The sequence below is a fragment of the Enterococcus innesii genome, from assembly GCF_022846515.1.
Lineage (GTDB): Bacteria > Bacillota > Bacilli > Lactobacillales > Enterococcaceae > Enterococcus_D > Enterococcus_D innesii.
Genome location: NZ_AP025635.1, coordinates 2,541,225 through 2,556,654, shown reverse-complemented (window position 1 = coordinate 2,556,654; position 15,430 = coordinate 2,541,225). Strand labels below are relative to the sequence as shown.

The 15,430-nt window shown below is 42.4% G+C and carries 16 protein-coding genes; 5 read left to right on the top strand and 11 right to left on the bottom strand.

Going from position 1 to position 15,430, the window contains the following annotated elements:
- The first annotated feature begins 4 nt into the window (after positions 1–4).
- The 3 genes from ENLAB_RS11975 to ENLAB_RS11965 all read left to right on the top strand — a co-directional run bounded on the left by ENLAB_RS11975 (position 5) and on the right by ENLAB_RS11965 (position 2,032).
- On the top strand, positions 5–913 hold the full coding sequence (locus tag ENLAB_RS11975) for a helix-turn-helix transcriptional regulator (protein ID WP_086333005.1): 909 nt from the start codon (positions 5–7) through the stop codon (positions 911–913).
- Positions 903–1,472: a hypothetical protein gene (locus ENLAB_RS11970; RefSeq protein ID WP_035006572.1), complete on the top strand. Its 570-nt coding sequence runs from the start codon at positions 903–905 to the stop codon at positions 1,470–1,472. The genes ENLAB_RS11975 and ENLAB_RS11970 overlap by 11 nt, the downstream gene beginning before the upstream one ends.
- A gap of 98 nt (positions 1,473–1,570) precedes the next feature.
- The gene (locus ENLAB_RS11965; protein WP_244351234.1) at positions 1,571–2,032 is read left to right on the top strand and encodes a GNAT family N-acetyltransferase; all 462 of its coding nucleotides are present in this window, start codon (positions 1,571–1,573) and stop codon (positions 2,030–2,032) included.
- A gap of 119 nt (positions 2,033–2,151) precedes the next feature.
- Here the strand turns inward: ENLAB_RS11965 and ENLAB_RS11960 are convergent, their stop codons facing one another.
- The 3 genes from ENLAB_RS11960 to ENLAB_RS16900 all read right to left on the bottom strand — a co-directional run bounded on the left by ENLAB_RS11960 (position 2,152) and on the right by ENLAB_RS16900 (position 3,776).
- On the bottom strand, positions 2,152–2,994 hold the full coding sequence (locus tag ENLAB_RS11960) for a class I SAM-dependent methyltransferase (RefSeq protein WP_244351233.1): 843 nt from the start codon (positions 2,992–2,994) through the stop codon (positions 2,152–2,154).
- 380 nt (positions 2,995–3,374) lie between these two features.
- Positions 3,375–3,590, bottom strand: coding sequence for a GyrI-like domain-containing protein (locus ENLAB_RS11955; protein WP_244351231.1), 216 nt, complete (start codon positions 3,588–3,590; stop codon positions 3,375–3,377).
- Positions 3,591–3,653: 63 nt separating this feature from the next.
- A complete protein-coding gene (locus ENLAB_RS16900) occupies positions 3,654–3,776 on the bottom strand; it encodes a hypothetical protein (protein ID WP_279612821.1) in 123 nt (40 codons plus the stop codon).
- Positions 3,777–4,014: 238 nt separating this feature from the next.
- Between ENLAB_RS16900 and ENLAB_RS11950 the strand changes: the two genes are divergently transcribed.
- Both ENLAB_RS11950 and ENLAB_RS11945 read left to right on the top strand, forming a co-directional pair.
- A complete protein-coding gene (locus ENLAB_RS11950; RefSeq protein WP_189372338.1) occupies positions 4,015–4,506 on the top strand; it encodes a PH domain-containing protein in 492 nt (163 codons plus the stop codon).
- The gene (locus tag ENLAB_RS11945) at positions 4,496–5,965 is read left to right on the top strand and encodes a PH domain-containing protein (RefSeq protein WP_244351229.1); all 1,470 of its coding nucleotides are present in this window, start codon (positions 4,496–4,498) and stop codon (positions 5,963–5,965) included. The genes ENLAB_RS11950 and ENLAB_RS11945 overlap by 11 nt, the downstream gene beginning before the upstream one ends.
- A 115-nt stretch (positions 5,966–6,080) precedes the next feature.
- On the opposite strand, the gene ENLAB_RS11940 is transcribed toward ENLAB_RS11945, so the two are convergent.
- The 8 genes from ENLAB_RS11940 to ENLAB_RS11905 form a co-directional block, all read right to left on the bottom strand.
- Positions 6,081–7,043, bottom strand: coding sequence for a transketolase family protein (locus tag ENLAB_RS11940; RefSeq protein ID WP_244351227.1), 963 nt, complete (start codon positions 7,041–7,043; stop codon positions 6,081–6,083).
- Between the two features lie 3 nt (positions 7,044–7,046).
- On the bottom strand, positions 7,047–7,904 hold the full coding sequence (locus ENLAB_RS11935) for a transketolase (protein ID WP_008377922.1): 858 nt from the start codon (positions 7,902–7,904) through the stop codon (positions 7,047–7,049).
- 22 nt (positions 7,905–7,926) lie between these two features.
- Positions 7,927–9,291: a PTS ascorbate transporter subunit IIC gene (ulaA, locus tag ENLAB_RS11930; protein WP_005232062.1), complete on the bottom strand. Its 1,365-nt coding sequence runs from the start codon at positions 9,289–9,291 to the stop codon at positions 7,927–7,929.
- A 16-nt stretch (positions 9,292–9,307) separates the two neighbouring features.
- Positions 9,308–9,589, bottom strand: a complete 282-nt coding sequence (locus tag ENLAB_RS11925) for a PTS sugar transporter subunit IIB (protein ID WP_005227537.1) — start codon at positions 9,587–9,589, stop codon at positions 9,308–9,310.
- The gene (locus ENLAB_RS11920; RefSeq protein ID WP_142963133.1) at positions 9,586–11,625 is read right to left on the bottom strand and encodes a BglG family transcription antiterminator; all 2,040 of its coding nucleotides are present in this window, start codon (positions 11,623–11,625) and stop codon (positions 9,586–9,588) included. The genes ENLAB_RS11925 and ENLAB_RS11920 overlap by 4 nt, the downstream gene beginning before the upstream one ends.
- Before the next feature lie 362 nt (positions 11,626–11,987).
- Positions 11,988–13,250 carry a PTS sugar transporter subunit IIC gene (locus tag ENLAB_RS11915; RefSeq protein WP_142424087.1) on the bottom strand — a complete coding sequence of 421 codons (1,263 nt, stop codon included), beginning with the start codon at positions 13,248–13,250 and terminating at the stop codon, positions 11,988–11,990.
- Positions 13,251–13,264: 14 nt separating this feature from the next.
- The gene (locus tag ENLAB_RS11910; protein ID WP_139960420.1) at positions 13,265–13,990 is read right to left on the bottom strand and encodes a glucosamine-6-phosphate deaminase; all 726 of its coding nucleotides are present in this window, start codon (positions 13,988–13,990) and stop codon (positions 13,265–13,267) included.
- A 2-nt stretch (positions 13,991–13,992) separates the two neighbouring features.
- Complete coding sequence (locus ENLAB_RS11905; protein WP_244351225.1) at positions 13,993–15,318, bottom strand: 6-phospho-beta-glucosidase; 1,326 nt, start codon at positions 15,316–15,318, stop codon at positions 13,993–13,995.
- Between the last annotated feature and the right edge of the window lie 112 nt (positions 15,319–15,430).

Here is a 15,430-nt window from a genome sequence, read left to right as displayed (position 1 = left end):
CCAAGTGAGCACGACACGCCTGTTCGGCCTTATCTACCACCTGTTGAATCATGAAAAAGCAACCACTTCTGAATTAGCCAAACAATTTGAAGTCTCGACTCGCACCATCACCAGAGATATCAATACCTTAAGCAGTATTGGCGTACCCATCTATACCGAAACGGGTCGAAATGGCGGCGTCTATTTGTTAAGCAGTTTTGTGTTGGATAAAGTGTTATTATCAGAGGAAGAACGGAAAAACCTGCTTTTGGCGTTGAAAGGGATTCGCCAGCTGACGCCACAGATCAGCGGAGAATCATTGGCAAAACTGCAATCCTTATTCCAGCAAAACGATGCAGACTGGCTAGAAGTTGATTTTTCCACTTGGCATCGGCGAGAAAACGGCAACGACACGTTTGATTTATTAAAAAAGAGTATTTTAAGGAACCACGTGATCACCTTTGACTATATCAGTAAACAGGGACCGCAAAAACGCGTCTGTCAGCCTTACAAACTGCTTTTTCGTTCGCAAGCATGGTATCTGCAAGCCTTCGACCAGCAAAAGAATGCCTTTCGGACATTTAAAATCAGCCGTATGAGTCAGGTCCACGTCACTGAACAGCATTTTTTTCCGGTCACTGCGCCTAATTCTGCCATTGAATTGACTGTTGACACCTATCCCGCTCGTCTATTCTTTCAAGCCGACGTTCTTTATCGGGTATATGATGAGTTCGATCATCAGGATATTACTTTGACGGAGGAAGGCACTGCTGTGGTTACCGTTGATTTACCCGAGGAAAGCTGGGTGGTGCCCTATTTGTTCTCTTTTGGAAAAAGCCTACGCATTTTAAGTCCCCCTCGACTAAAGAATCGTTACCAAGAAGAAGTTGCTGCGATTTATGCCAATTTGACTGAGAACGAGGGTGCGAACTGATTTTTCAAGAAATGGATCCCTATTGAAAGGAGTGTTTGATTTGAAAGAAGTGATCGTAGACTATGGCGGGGTTTCGCTAGCCCGCCTTTGCCAGCAGTTGGAAGAACAGCAGATTCACTTAAACGCGTATGCCAACCAGCTCTTGCGCCATCCCCACCTCTCCCTCAGTGCCGATAAACAGCGTACTACTTGTGTGATTGTTTCCCTTAAAGAACTGGGACTCACACAAGGTGGCTCGTTGACGGAGATTTTTGCAGCTGCACCTTCTTATGGACTGACCGATTGTACATTGGAAATGGCCTTACACTTTCGCCTCAGTTATCATCAACTGGCAAATAGCACCGGACTGAAATCCCAAGGAAAAGCGCCAGCTGCCGCAATCACGATCGCTTCTATGCCTTTGGAGAAAACCGATGATTTCCCCAAAGGATTCTACGTTCGCCGCATCGATGGTTGTGACTGGTTGCGAGGCTATACTTGCGATGCACGCCACCAGTTTGCACCGGATGACCTGTTTTTGTTTCAACGACGAGACCCGCTGTCAGAGACCTTCAACTGAAGGGGGAACAAATAGTTACCAATCAAACGTCCCAATTTCCCATTACTGCAATCATTCTGCAAGATAGGGAGAATCCAAAAGGACGAAAGGAGAAACAGATGAACTTAATACCAATGAAAGACAGCGACTACGCTGCCTACTTAGCCAATGCTGTTTTCGAATACGCCAATGACAAAGTCCAAGCAGGCACATGGGCCAAAGACGAGGCCCTCGCCCTAGCCAAAGAGAGTTTTGCTTCTTTGCTTCCTCAAGGGACTGCCACTGAAAACAATCACTTGTTTTCTTTATTTGCAGCTGATTTTAGTGAACCGATCGGAGTGATTTGGATCAACACAGCTGCCCAGAAAGCCTTCATCTATGACTTTATCATCGAGGAAGACCAGCGAGGAAAAGGCTATGGCACCAAAGCGTTACAAGCTTTGGAAAAGTGGGCGGTCCAGCAAGGCATCACTGAGATCGGCTTGCACGTTTTTGCCCATAATCAGTCTGCGTATCAGCTATACAAAAAAATGGGCTATCTGGAAACAGATATTACGATGGTTCGACGTTTCGCTGAATGAGTGGTGTTGAATAGGCCCGATCATTAGAACAAAAAAATTGATCGATCAGTTCCGAGCCAAACAAAAAGAAACGACAGAAAATCGTCGTTTCTTTTTTCTATTTACAGAAAACCACTCTTTCAGATAGGGAATGGTTTTTTCAGTAGCATCGCCATTGTCGAGCCTTCTTCGCTATAAGGACTACCTTTGACATCACCGAATATCTCACAAATATCAAAACCGGCAGTCCTAGCTTCTTTTATCAATGCATCTTTTGCAAAATAGGTCGTCCATAAATAATAATTTGTGACCTCATCTTCTGCTAAAATCGTTGTTTGCTCCAGCAAGACGTGATCAGGATATTTCCATCGTTGATTCAGCACAAGATGGGGCTCCCCCCGCCAGAACCCTTCTGATTCGTGACTTTCCCAGGTCTGCTCTTCATTAAGCGTTAAAAACTGTGCAATCGTAAATACATCGAACAAAAATTTGCCACCCGGTTTTAGATGCGCCAGCACATTTTTTAGCAGTAGTTTGCGTTCCTCTGGATTTAAGGCACCATAGTCGCAATAAATCAAGGTAATAAAATCAAATTGCTGAGGTAACGCCATCTCCAAATAATTATCAAATAGATAGGTAATATTTAATTGCTGCTTACTCGCGGAATCTCTCGCATAGGCGATGGACCTTCTGGAGTAATCAACCCCTGTCACTTCATACCCCAGCGCTGCAAATTTTTCCGCATAGATCCCTGGCCCACAACCGATATCAAGAAGTTGCGTCTGTTTTTCTGGCGGAACAAGGCGACTGATCCATCGAACGGATTCGTCGATAAAGTCAACCTTTCTACTCGCTCCCTCAAAATCAGGATCCAAATGAGCCTTTAACATTTGCTTGGAAATATACGCATCATCCCAAAACGCCTCTGCCATTTTTTTATAGAGCGGTGGCCGCTCGATTGCTTTTCTCAATTCTTGGTACATCTTCTTTTCCCCTTTCAAAATAATTGAAAAACAAAAAAGACCGCAGATTTCACTCTGCGGTCAACCTTCAAACGATGAAGATCAAAAAGCGAAGAGTAAAATAAAATCAATGATAGGCACTTCAAATAAAACTGCATGCAGTCAATTTTTTGCCTATGAAATTGATTTTATTTACTCTTTTCCAGTCCTACCCCTGTTAACGAAGGAATAACAGCAGATAGGCCGGAGCCATCACCTTTTTCTCTTGTTTTTCTGCTTTTAGTTTAGAAGGAGCCAGCCGATTTGTCAATGAGATTCGCCTGCTTTCCTTCGATAAAAGAAGTTCTTACTGCAATTCACACCTTGCCTAACAAAAAAACTGCATCAAACTACGTCTCTGCTTACTGTCGCCTGCTGATTTTTTCAACAGGAAGCTGGATCTCAGTCAGCCATTCCTCTTCACTTTCTTTATTCCAAATGCCATCAATATAGCTTTCACGAAAAGGCCCTGTGATTCGATAGCCGTTGTTTTCAACAAACTGAATAACTGCAGCATAGGCTCCATTATGGACCGTACAAACTGCTTCTAGTACTTCTTCTATCTGCCTGAAGGTCAAATCACTATCTTGGGATGTATAAGAAACAGCCCCTCCTCACTTTATCTCCACCAATCCTATTGGTCAAAAATAGTACGACCAGCGGTATTCCAACACCAAAAAGGTCAGTTGATCAATTGTTTTGCGCCCATTGATTTCTTTTGACAGCCCAGCAACCTCAATCATTTTCCATAGCAATCGCCCCATTCTACTAACACATACTGGCTCCTCTCGAGGGAGAGTCAATAGTAAGGTCGCTTTTTTTCATGACGAACAAACTCATGCTCATTGGTTAGCCAAACGTGGCTTTTTCTTTTTTGTACCTATTCGCATCAATATTTAAATCACAATTAACTATTTTTAATTCCTGACCTTGTTTTTTTCTTCTATCTCCACTATATTTGTGGGTAACCCTATTTATTTCTATGTAGAGAGGATGTTTCCCTTGAATTATCCCTTATTAAATGAACAAATGCCTCAAACCATCATTCGTGTTTGGCGGTTGCGAAGGATTACGTCACTGATTATTTTCAGCCTGATTTTCGCTGCTTCTTTTTGGTTTCTAGCCACGCAAAACTGGCTGCATTTCTGGGTGATCACCCTTTGGTCAAGCGTATTGGCGCTGACTTTGATCAGCCATCTGCTTTCTTTTGTGCTAATGAGCTACCGTTACAAATTCCATCGCTACGAGATCCAAGAAAATGATATCGCCATTCAACACGGCTATCTATTCCGCAGCACCACGTATATTCCGATCCGCCGAATCCAGCATATCGAAACAGACCAAGGGATCTTTTTGCGAAAATACTCCTTAGTCTCCTTACAGATCCATACGGCTGCCACCAACCACACCATTGAAGGCCTACCAGTGGCGCAAGCCGAACGCTTGCGAGAAACCATTATGACTTTAGTCGAGGTGGTCAAAGATGATCTATGAAAAACAACGACTGCCGTTGCTGTGCATTGGCCTTTACTGGTTCAAAAATTGCAAAAATTTTCTGGTACTAGCATTTCTGCTTGTATTCAAATTATTCAACGACGCCCCTTCTTTGCCGATAATTCTGGGCGGCATCCTGCTATTTTTACTGATCTGTCTGATTTTTGCGGTACTGTCTTACACCCGCTTTACCTTTCAAATCGACCAAACGAGTGTACTAGTCAACAAAGGACTCTTTATCCAAAAGCAAACGATTTTGCCGTTTGAACGCATCCAAACGATTCAAGAGAATCATTACTTTTATTTACGTCCGTTTAAACTAGCTGAAGTGAAGTTGGAAAGCGCCGCAAGTTCGAGTGGCGAAGCCGAAATTCTTTTCCCGGCATTGCCGCTGGCTCTCATTGCCTCCATCGAAGCGTCAAAAAAGGCGGCTGCGACACCACAACAGTCGACTACCCAAGCAGTTAGTGGAGAAGAAACAACCAACGATTACGCTACTGTTTTTTCAGGTGAGGAAACAGCAAATCCGCCGTTAGAAACATTCACTTTGAAATTCAAGGAGATTTTCTTGTTTTCTATCACTGATTTTTCTGTTTTTACCTTGGTTCTAGTTATCGGCTACAATGTGATCGACAACATACCCAATCTCTTTGCCTATGCATCGGATTTGCAGCAACTTGGTCTTTTATTAGGTGCTGCGCTTTTGTTGGGGCTGCTGATTTTGTTTTTCTTCCTTGCGATCGCTAGAAATCTTTTCCGCTATTATGGCTTTACGGTGGAAACGAACCAGCAACAGCTGCTAATCACACAAGGCTTGTTTTCTAAACGACACCAAACGATTCCCCTCGCTAGGATCCAAGGGCTAAGTGTCGAACAAAATCTTTATCGCCGAATCTTTCATCTAAGCTCCGTCAAGTTACTGCTGGCTGCTGGCAGTTCTTCAGAAAGCGATGATACGGTCTATCTGTTCCCCATTTTGAAAGAGGCGCAGCTGACCGAAACATTGACCCGCTTTTTACCCGAATGGTCGTTTCAACAAACCGCTCTAGTGAAAAATCCGCGACCCAACTTTTGGTACTTCTGCCGTTGGCCGCTGCTGATCGGACTGCTTGCTGTAGGAATCTCCGCCTTCTTTTTCTGGTGGTTAGCGCTGATTTTCTTCGTGTTCTTTGGCTCCTTCGTGTTATCAAGCATCTGGCGGGGCAAAATACAAGGCTATCAATTTTTAGACAACCACGTATTATTGTGTCAAACGATTCGCGGCTTAACAAAGGTGACCGCTTATCTGAAGAAAAATAAAATCCAAGATTTCACCGTCACCACGACGTATTGGCAGCACAAAAAAGGGCTTGGCAAGTCACAGCTGACCATCAAAACCGAAGATACTCTCACCGAAAGTAAGCTGTTCTACTTTCCATTAACTGAAGCAGAAAAGTTACGGCGCTGGTTTTTGTCTTAGTTCACACAAAAAAACGTCAAACAGCAGGACTTACGCGCTGTTTGACGTTTTTTCGCAAGACCTGAAAGGAATGAAAAGGAAGCATCAACCATTGATTCGTTGATGCTTCCTTTTTCTATCCCCTGTCCTTACCCTCGACGATTTGCTGCTTGATTGAAGCAGCATCTAAGCCATATTCTTTTTGCAGGAAGTCGGGTGTGCCGACTTGGCCAAATCGTTCATTGACACCAATACGTTTTAAGGGGACAGTACTGCCAGTTTCAGCAAGCACTTCGGCGACGGCACTCCCTAGTCCACCGGTGATAGAATGATTTTCGATGGTGATGACTTGCCGTTTCCCCTGAACTTCACGGATGATTATTTCTTTATCGATCGGTTTGATGGTAAACATATCGATCACTTCACAGCTGATTCCTACTTCTGCTAATTCTTCTGCCACTTGCAGTGTTTCAGAAACCAATTGGCCGCAGGCAATCAACAACAGTTCATCGCCTGGTCTTAAAATATTGCCTTTTCCTAGTTCAAAGGTCGAGCCTTTTTCATAAATTGTCGGAACCGCTTTCCGATTGCCTCGTACGTAATGAATGCCTGATAATTGGCTAAAGGTTTTTATGATCCACGCCATTTGGACTTCATCCGCTGCATCGCAGACGATCGACTGGGGAATCATTCGCATCAAAGCCACATCTTCCCATGTCGTATGGGTGCCGCCGTTGTGCCCGACTGCAAACCCTGGATCAGAACCGTAAATATTGATCGTATTGCCGCCATAGCCGCCAGAAATAAACAGCTGATCGAATACCCGGCGCGTTGCAAATGGCCCAAAAGTGTGGATAAAAGGTGTATAGCCAGTTAAACACAAGCCAGCAGCGACGCCAACCATATTGGCTTCCGCGATCCCCATGTTGATAAAGCGTTGGGGATGTTTGTTGGCAATCGCTGTCCAGCCGCTGGCAGAGCCAAGGTCGGCATCCAACGCAACTAGCTGGTTATTTTCATCCATGAGTTCCACCAATGTGTCAACGACACATGTTCTCAGCTCTTTACCAGCAGCAGTGGTTTTGCTTAATGTAAACATGCCTTAGCGTCCTCCTTCGATTTTTATCGTCAACTCTTTGATTGCCGCTTCTGCCGCTTGATTGATTTCATCCGTGGTAAACTTCACGGAGTGATTGGCATCTAATTCTTCAAAGAAAGGAACGCCTTGTCCTTTCACGCTGTCCAAGACAATGCAAACCGCTTGGTCTTCGATCGCTTTGCAGCGCTCGATTGCCTCATCAATGGCTTGCATGTCTGCTCCTGGAACTTTTTCTGTATAAAAGCCAAATGCAGTCATCTTCTGCTGGATGTCAAAGGGATCAAGAATGTCTTTGGTTGGCCCATCTAGCTGTTTTTTATTGTCATCAATAATGACGATACAGTGATTCAGTTTGAAGTGGGCAATGTATTGGAAGGCTTCCCAGCACTGTCCTTCATTTAGTTCGCCGTCCCCGACGATCAAATAAACAAAATTGTCCTTCCCTGCCAAGCGCAGACCCGTCGCGATCCCGGCAGCCATGGAAGTCCCCTGCCCCAGTGAACCTGTGGTGGCATCAACCCCCGGCGTTTTCCAGCGATCCGGATGGGAAGGCAGTCTCGTGCCGCCCTCATTGATCGTCCATAACCACGACCGATCAAAATAGCCCGTATTTGCTAATGCACTGTACAGTGCGGCGCCAGCATGTCCTTTTGATAAAACGAGTCGGTCACGATCCGCCCACTGTGGATCTTGTGGATTGACCCGCAGCTGTTTGCCGTACAAAACGGCTAATAATTCAACAATTGAAAAGGAACCGCCCAGATGGCCTTGCCCCATTTTCTTGATGCTGCAAAGGGTATCTAAACGAATCTTTGCCGCTAATCTTTCGAGTTCGTGGTATTCTTGTTCACTGATTGCCACTATTTATCCCTCCATCCTCTATTTATTCAGAAACAGATTTTGCCCGGCTGTTTTTCTTGAAAATCGTCAATCCGATCAAGACCGCGACTACCGCAATTATCCCTGAGAAGATGGCGATTTGACCGCCCATATTGGCTAAGTTTCCTAGGAAGATCCCTGCAACTCCATAGTCGGTATCAGAGAAAGTTGAGCCTTGGAACCCAAGATCCCCCATGACTGGCATCAACAAGATCGGCATGAAGCTGATAATGATCCCATGAATAAAGGAACCAATGACGGCGCCTCGCACACCACCCGTTGCATTGCCGTAAACACCGGCCGTTGCGCCACAGAAGAAATGGGGCACGACACCTGGAATAATAACGGTTGTTCCTGTGAAGACCATGATGATCAAACTAACGATCCCACCGACAAAACTGGTTAGAAAACCAATCAGAACAGCATTTGGCGCATAAGGAAAGACGATCGGGCAATCCAATGCAGGAATCGCATTAGGAACAAGCTTTTCGGAAATTCCTTTAAAGGCTGGTACGATCTCTGCCAAAATCAGACGGACACCAGCTAAAATCACAAAGACACCAGCGGCAAACGAACCGGCTTGCTGCAACGAATAAATGATCGAGTTCGTGCCATTGCTAAGATTTTCTGTAATAAATTCACTCCCAGCAAAAATTGCTACGATCACGTATACAACAGCCATCGTAATCGTGATACTAACAGTAGAGTCCCGCAAGAAAGACAGGCCTTTCGGAAAATTGATGTCTTCGGTAGATTTTTCCTTATTGCCGACGTATTTCCCAATCAACCCGCTCAATGCGTAGCCGAAGTTCCCCGTATGCCCCAATGCGACGGAATCATTTTTAGTAATTTCTCGAGTAAACGGTTGTGCGATCGCTGGGAAAATCGTGTTACAGATCCCTAACGCTAAGCCGCCAAATAAAACTAGATTAAAAGTATTCATTCCAGTAACGCTCAAAATCACCGCAATCATGCAAGCCATATACAATGTGGCATGTCCAGTCAAATAAATGTATTTGAAGCGAGTGATACGGGCAATCAAAATATTGAAGGCCATGCCGGCTAACATAATAAGTGCGGTATAGGTGCCGTAAGTCGTCAAAGCCAGCGCAACGATCGCTTCGTTATTAGGAACGACCCCTTGCATGTTAAAGGCTGCTTGGAACATCTCCCCAAATGGCGCCAGAGAGCTTTCGATCACCCCAGCCCCGGCAGTGACCACGAGAAACCCAACAAAGGTTTTGATGCCCCCTTTGACGATCGTGGCAATGTCTTTTTTCTGCAGTACATTCCCCAAAACAGCGATCAGCGCAACTAAGATCGCTGGGGTACTCGCGATATCAACAAGAATATCTAAAAATTCGTTCATGACTGTCTACTCCTTTTTATAGTAATCCTTTTTCCTGACAAACGGCTTGAACCTTTTGCTTCAATTCATCGAGATCGATAATACTGTCTAACACCACGATCTCACCTAGATGCTGCGCACTATCGGCTAAATCACCGCCAACGAAGAAAACATCTGCCATATCGGGTGCGGCACTTCCTAAATCATAATGGGACACTTCCACACCTGAGACACCCAATTCATTTAAAACAGAATTGATATTCATCTCCACCATAAAACTTGATCCTAATCCTGACCCACACACTGCTGCAAATTTCATTTTTCATCTTCTCCTTCTCTGATCACTTCAATTATTTGATCCGCATTGGTTGCGGAAAGTAACGCAGTTAGTTTTTCATTATTCGACAAAATTTTGGTTAAACTCGCTAACGCTTTTAGATGGAGCTCATTGTCAACCGCCGCCAAACATATAAACACTTGAATGGGGTGTTGCGGATCATCATTCAAAAGTACTGGTTCTTTGACTTTTAATAACGACATCCCGATCGCATTGACCCCATCTTCTGGGCGTGCATGGGGCAAAGCGATGCCTTTTCCAATATGGATAAAAGGCCCATGATCTACCACTTTATTGATCATGGCGGTTATATACTGTTCCTCAATTTTATTGGTCTTTTTTAATGGCGCAGCAGCTTCTCGAATGGCTTCTTGCCAAGTCAGCGGCACCTCGGTAAATTGGATGGTTTCTGCTGTTAATAAATCTGATAACATCGGACGTTGGTCTTCCCTTCTATTCAATTCTCGATTGATTTTTCTTTGCAAAATTTTTCTCAGCTTTTGCTTACTGATGCCTGCTTTTAAATCAACATAGGGCAAAATCACTTCTAACACATCGTCAATGGAATGCAAGCCAGTTTTTGAAGGAAAGAATGCCGCTTGTACGTTTCTAAGCAGTTCATCCTTCTCAATGGGCGTCATAATCGGATTGATCACATAACAGGGTCGTTTGGTTTTGATCGGGGCACTGGAAAAAATCAGATCAATCTCTTCATTGAAGCGAACATTTTCATACTCTTCGATCGAACGAGCCGGCATAAAATGGATCTGGGGAAACAGTTCCTTTAATTCTGATTCCAAAATCAAGGATGAACTGATGCCACTGGGACAAACGACTAATGCATTCAGTTGGAAGTAATCACGTTTGGCCTTTTGTTTACTGACTTCCCCACCAAACAAAATCGTAAAATAACCGATTTCTTCATCAGGGATCGTACCGACTAGGTCTTCTAAGGAACCCAGTGCTCGTCTCGTCAGTTCAAACAACTCATTGTATTGCAGCTTGATTTCTTCAATCAGTACATTCTCCAGTGGAAAACCGTAGCGGATTCGAAAATACGCCGGGACAAGATGATAGAATGTGTTCATCAAAAGGGTGCGATAGTCCACAAACTCGATAGCTGCCAGTCGTTCCATTTCATGAATGATCTTACTGGCACATTCCAATAAAAACTCTAATGAAGTATCTTCGATATCTCCTTGCAGAATCGTTTTTAGCAGAATCGTTACATAAAGCGCTTCTGTTTCCCGATCTTTGATCGCAGGAAATTCTGCTAAAAACTGCTGACTGACTTGATGGACATGCAGCGACTGTAGCAGCGATGTTTCTGTCTCCGCTAAAGAAACAGCCGTTTCTGCCATCCGAAAGGATAAATAATTAAGAAAATAAAGCATTTCTTCGAAGCGGCTCGGCACGATCACCAGATTGAAGGCAGTCAGTGTTGCGGACAAATGATCTCTGATCCGAACATAAATCGTTTTATCCTGCGCATAGATTCCCTCAAATAAAAGCAAATTCCCGTTTTTCGTATTGGATAACGCACTGACTTTTCGAAAAGCAAGAGCGCGAATCTGATATTCCTCTCCCTCTAGATAAAAGCCATATTTTCGAGAGTACAATAGTTGAATCTTTGAAGCTGCAAGTTCCTCTCTGATCCCCTTTACATCCTTCAAAATCGTATTTTTACTGACATAGAACAGCTCTTGAAACTGATATACAGATAAGTCTTGCACTGCTGAAAAAGTCAGAAGATAAATCATGGACCGCCGCTCTTCTTCCGAAAAAAACAAGGTGTTCTTCTGGACATCGAAAAGAATTTCCGGCCATTTTCGTTGAATCAGCGAAGGAATCAAAACTTCTCCCTCATGCATCGTGATTCGTTGATTCAACCGCTGTTCAGTGATTTGATTGATCTTGGCAATCTCCGCCAGAAATTCCTCATCCCTCCACTTCGTCAACTGAAGAAACGCCTCAATATTTGGTTCTGAAAACAGATACGTCAATTTGAAATGAATCATATTTGCTACCCCCACCTAAACTATAGCTTGCACAAAATGAAATCGCCATCATTTCTCGGTACAACTGAAACTCCGTTTTTTTAAAACGATGGACCGAAGAAGAGATTTCAAGGATTACCATAACATCCAATAAAGTATTCGAGAAGGTTTTATTGATAAAAGCAAATGATAAAAAATACAACATTAAAAAAAGCGAATCATTTACTGATTCGCTTAGATAATGATGCTATTTGTTGTTTTATTATTGAAACTATCAGAATCATGAAGGACAATCGTCTTTTTTCCAATATACTTTTTTAAAGTTATTTTCTAATACCTAAAAATACTTATCTTAATGAATGATGGAAAATAGGCTTCTCTATCTACTCACTTATACTCACAGGAATCGTTGTTTCCGTTTCTTGCACCTCTGCGGTTTCATTTTTCACTTGCTGCTTTTCCAATATTTTGAAAAATGGCATATAAATAAAATATGAAATGAAAATCGATACAAAAGACCAAACGGCTGCTCCAATACTACCATTAGTAGCTAAATAAGGACCAATAATAGGAGGAATAGTCCATGGAACTTGAATAACAATCGGTCCTACTATACCAATATTCATTAAGATATACGTACCGATACATAGGACCATAGGCGTTGCTATAAACGGAATAAGCATTACAGGATTCATCACAATAGGCAAACCAAAAATAACCGGTTCATTGATACAAAAAATAGCTGACGGCAAAGATAATCGTCCAATCGACTTATACATCTTACTTCTGGAGTGGAGCATATTTAACACTAGACCGAGTGTTGCTCCAGTTCCGCCTAAACACATAAAGACAATCCAAAATCCATCGGCAAAAACATGAGGTACTTCTGCACCACTTTGAAAAGCTGCCGTATTATCAGCAAGATAACTTAGGAAAACAGGGGTCGCAATTCCAGACAAAACATTGTCTCCGTGGATTCCACATATCCATAGCAAACAAACGAGAAGTGTGTATAACAGCATGCCTGGGAGTGTTCCCATCCCTTGCATTAAAGGTTGGAAAACAATAGTAATGATTTCATTGATATCAACTCCTAATAAAGTTCTGACGATCCATATAACGGTCAGAATAAATGCCCCTGGGATTAACGTTGCAAAAGAGGTTGCTACAGTGGGCGGCACACCCTCTGGCATTTTTATTACAATATTGTGAGTGACAAACCATTTAAAAGCATGAGTAACAAAGACCCCAACAATGATCGCGGTAAACATACCACTAGCACCAAAATTAGCCAAATTTATCGTCCAGTCATCGTTTAATGTTGCTAGAAGAAAGCCGATAGTTGTGAGCATCGAATTAGAAATAGCATCAACACCAAACTCTTTTCCTAAATGATAGCCTATACCAATGGCAGATATCAATCCAAGGATTCCGAACGTAACATTGACTGGTGCATTCAACTGCGGCCCCCAATTTGACACAAAATCCATCCATGACTGTATTGGAAAGTTACCAATGATTAGGAAGATACTTCCAACAATAGTAAAAGGAATCGTCATGGAAATCCCATTTCTTATAGCAACTAAGTGTTTACTATTGCCTATTTTCAGCAATATAGGCAATACCTTGTTCTCAATGACCTGCATCTTTTTTCCTCCTTTTAGTTCACGACTTCCTTATCAACCACCAATACAGGATCTTTGTGCAACCATAGAGAAGTAACTGGACACTCTTTTGTAATCGTACCGCATAGAAATTGTTGTATCGCAGATTTCTTTTTTGCTCCACTAGCTTGTACGATCATTGTTCCAGATTGTAATAATTGTCCTATACCTAACGTAATTCCTTTCGTACGATCAACTTTCTCATCTGAAAAATATTTTTTCCCAACACTTTGGGTTGATTCGTCTAAGTTCACTATATGAGCTTTATCTTCGAAGGACGAACCAGGCTCATTAAAACCTAAGTGCCCATTTACTCCAACCCCAAGCAAACTCAGTGTTAATCCTCCATTCTCCTCGATAAATTTATCAGCTTTTTTGCATTCCTCATTTAAATCATCGGCTAAAGGATCAAATGTGTGAAGTTGCTTTAGGTCAATAGGAACCCGATTGAATAAGTTTCTTTTTAAATAGGATAGACAACTGCCTTCATTTTTCGGATCGATTCCAACCCATTCATCTAGTTCAATAAACTTTGCCTGGGATAAATCTATTTCTTTGTTGATTGCTGCTTCTGCAATGATGTTAAGCGTTCCTACGGGTGTATCACCACCTGCAAAGCAATATAACCCATTTGGCTTTTCTTTTAAGACATCTAAAATGAGTTTTGCACAGATCTTACTGACTTCTTGGTAATTTGCCTCAACATAGTATTTTACTTTCATTGTCATTCTCCTTTAAAAAAATTCGGCAGATATTCTTTGTGTGCTAAAAGCATTTCATCAAGTAGTTGCTTTGCTGTCCTATCACTTGTAACTAAGGGATTGATCGTCATCGCCAATAAAGCAGTGTTATAGTCTCCCGTAACAGCTGCTTGGGCCGCTATACGTTCAAAAGACTTAATTTGTTGAACTAGTCCTTTGATAGGAATAGGTAATTCACCTGTAGTCAAAGGGATCGGTCCTTGTTTTGTAATCAAACAATTTACTTCAACCGCTGAATCACAATCGATATCACTGATGGCACCATTATTTCTTGTATTGACCGTTTGAATATCACGTTTGTCATTATAGATGGAATTAATTAAATTACATGCTGCTTCACTATAATAAGCGCCCCCACGTTCTGACAATTGAGGTGGTTTGATTGCTAGATGTTCATCTTTATAAAGTTCAAACAACTCATGTTCGATTTTCTGCACAACTTCTGCACGAGTTCCTTCTTTCTCTGCTGATCGTTTTTGCTCAGACAACATAGTAGCTGTTTGATAGTAATACCTTAAATAGCCGATGGGAATCATGCCAAGTGTTCGGAAAAAATTTGGTTCCCATTCTAAATCAGCAATGTTTTTCAGACCAACTGCATCGCCAGTATCTTGCGTCATCAATGTAAGTACTTTTTGGGTCACATCAATCCCTTTATGATAAATCTTTTTCGCAAAAACCATATGATTTAGCCCAGTAAATTCAACATATAATTCTTCTTTGGGTACTTTTAATGTTTCTGCAATGCCACGTTCTATTCCAATTGGTCCATTACACAAACCTACTACTCTACGCATATTGCTATGGCGTAAGACAGCTTCTGTCACCATGCCAGCTGGATTAGTGAAGTTGATCAGCCATGCTTCTGGGCAAAGGCGCTCCATGTCTTTCACTATTTCTAAGATAACAGGAATCGTGCGTAATCCTTTAAAAAGCCCTCCTGGACCATTCGTTTCTTGTCCAATCGTGTCATATGTTAAAGGAATTCTCTCGTCTTTCGCTCGCGCTTCCAAAAGACCTACACGAAATTGCGTCGTAACGAAGTCCGCATCCTTTAATGCCGCTTCACGATCAAGAGTCATATAAATTTTCATTGGAAGGTTCGCTTTTTTTACCATACGTTTAGCAAGTTCCCCAACTATTTCTAATTTCTCTCTTCCTTGTTCAATATCCACAAGCCATAATTCTGAAATCGGTAATTCAGCATATCGTTTAATAAATCCTTCTATCAATTCTGGTGTATAACTTGATCCACCGCCAATTGTTGCAATTTTTATTCCTTTATTCATCCTGAAACACTCCTTTAACTTAACTACATGGTCAGTATAGATTATTTTTATCCCCTTAAATACCGCTTTTAAGTAAACGGTTACAAAAACAGACGATTGACACCGGTTACAA

Bases quoted from the DNA above. Each gene is read 5' to 3' on its own strand.
- ENLAB_RS11965 (WP_244351234.1), top strand. From the start codon at position 1,571: ATGAACTTAATACCAATGAAAGACAGCGACTACGCTGCCTACTTAGCC.
- ENLAB_RS11960 (WP_244351233.1), bottom strand. From the start codon at position 2,994: ATGTACCAAGAATTGAGAAAAGCAATCGAGCGGCCACCGCTCTATAAA.
- ENLAB_RS16900 (WP_279612821.1), bottom strand. From the start codon at position 3,776: ATGGGGCGATTGCTATGGAAAATGATTGAGGTTGCTGGGCTGTCAAAA.
- ENLAB_RS11945 (WP_244351229.1), top strand. From the start codon at position 4,496: ATGATCTATGAAAAACAACGACTGCCGTTGCTGTGCATTGGCCTTTAC.
- ENLAB_RS11940 (WP_244351227.1), bottom strand. From the start codon at position 7,043: ATGTTTACATTAAGCAAAACCACTGCTGCTGGTAAAGAGCTGAGAACA.
- ulaA (WP_005232062.1), bottom strand. From the start codon at position 9,291: ATGAACGAATTTTTAGATATTCTTGTTGATATCGCGAGTACCCCAGCG.
- ENLAB_RS11925 (WP_005227537.1), bottom strand. From the start codon at position 9,589: ATGAAATTTGCAGCAGTGTGTGGGTCAGGATTAGGATCAAGTTTTATG.
- ENLAB_RS11920 (WP_142963133.1), bottom strand. From the start codon at position 11,625: ATGATTCATTTCAAATTGACGTATCTGTTTTCAGAACCAAATATTGAG.
- ENLAB_RS11915 (WP_142424087.1), bottom strand. From the start codon at position 13,250: ATGCAGGTCATTGAGAACAAGGTATTGCCTATATTGCTGAAAATAGGC.
- ENLAB_RS11910 (WP_139960420.1), bottom strand. From the start codon at position 13,990: ATGAAAGTAAAATACTATGTTGAGGCAAATTACCAAGAAGTCAGTAAG.
- ENLAB_RS11905 (WP_244351225.1), bottom strand. From the start codon at position 15,318: ATGAATAAAGGAATAAAAATTGCAACAATTGGCGGTGGATCAAGTTAT.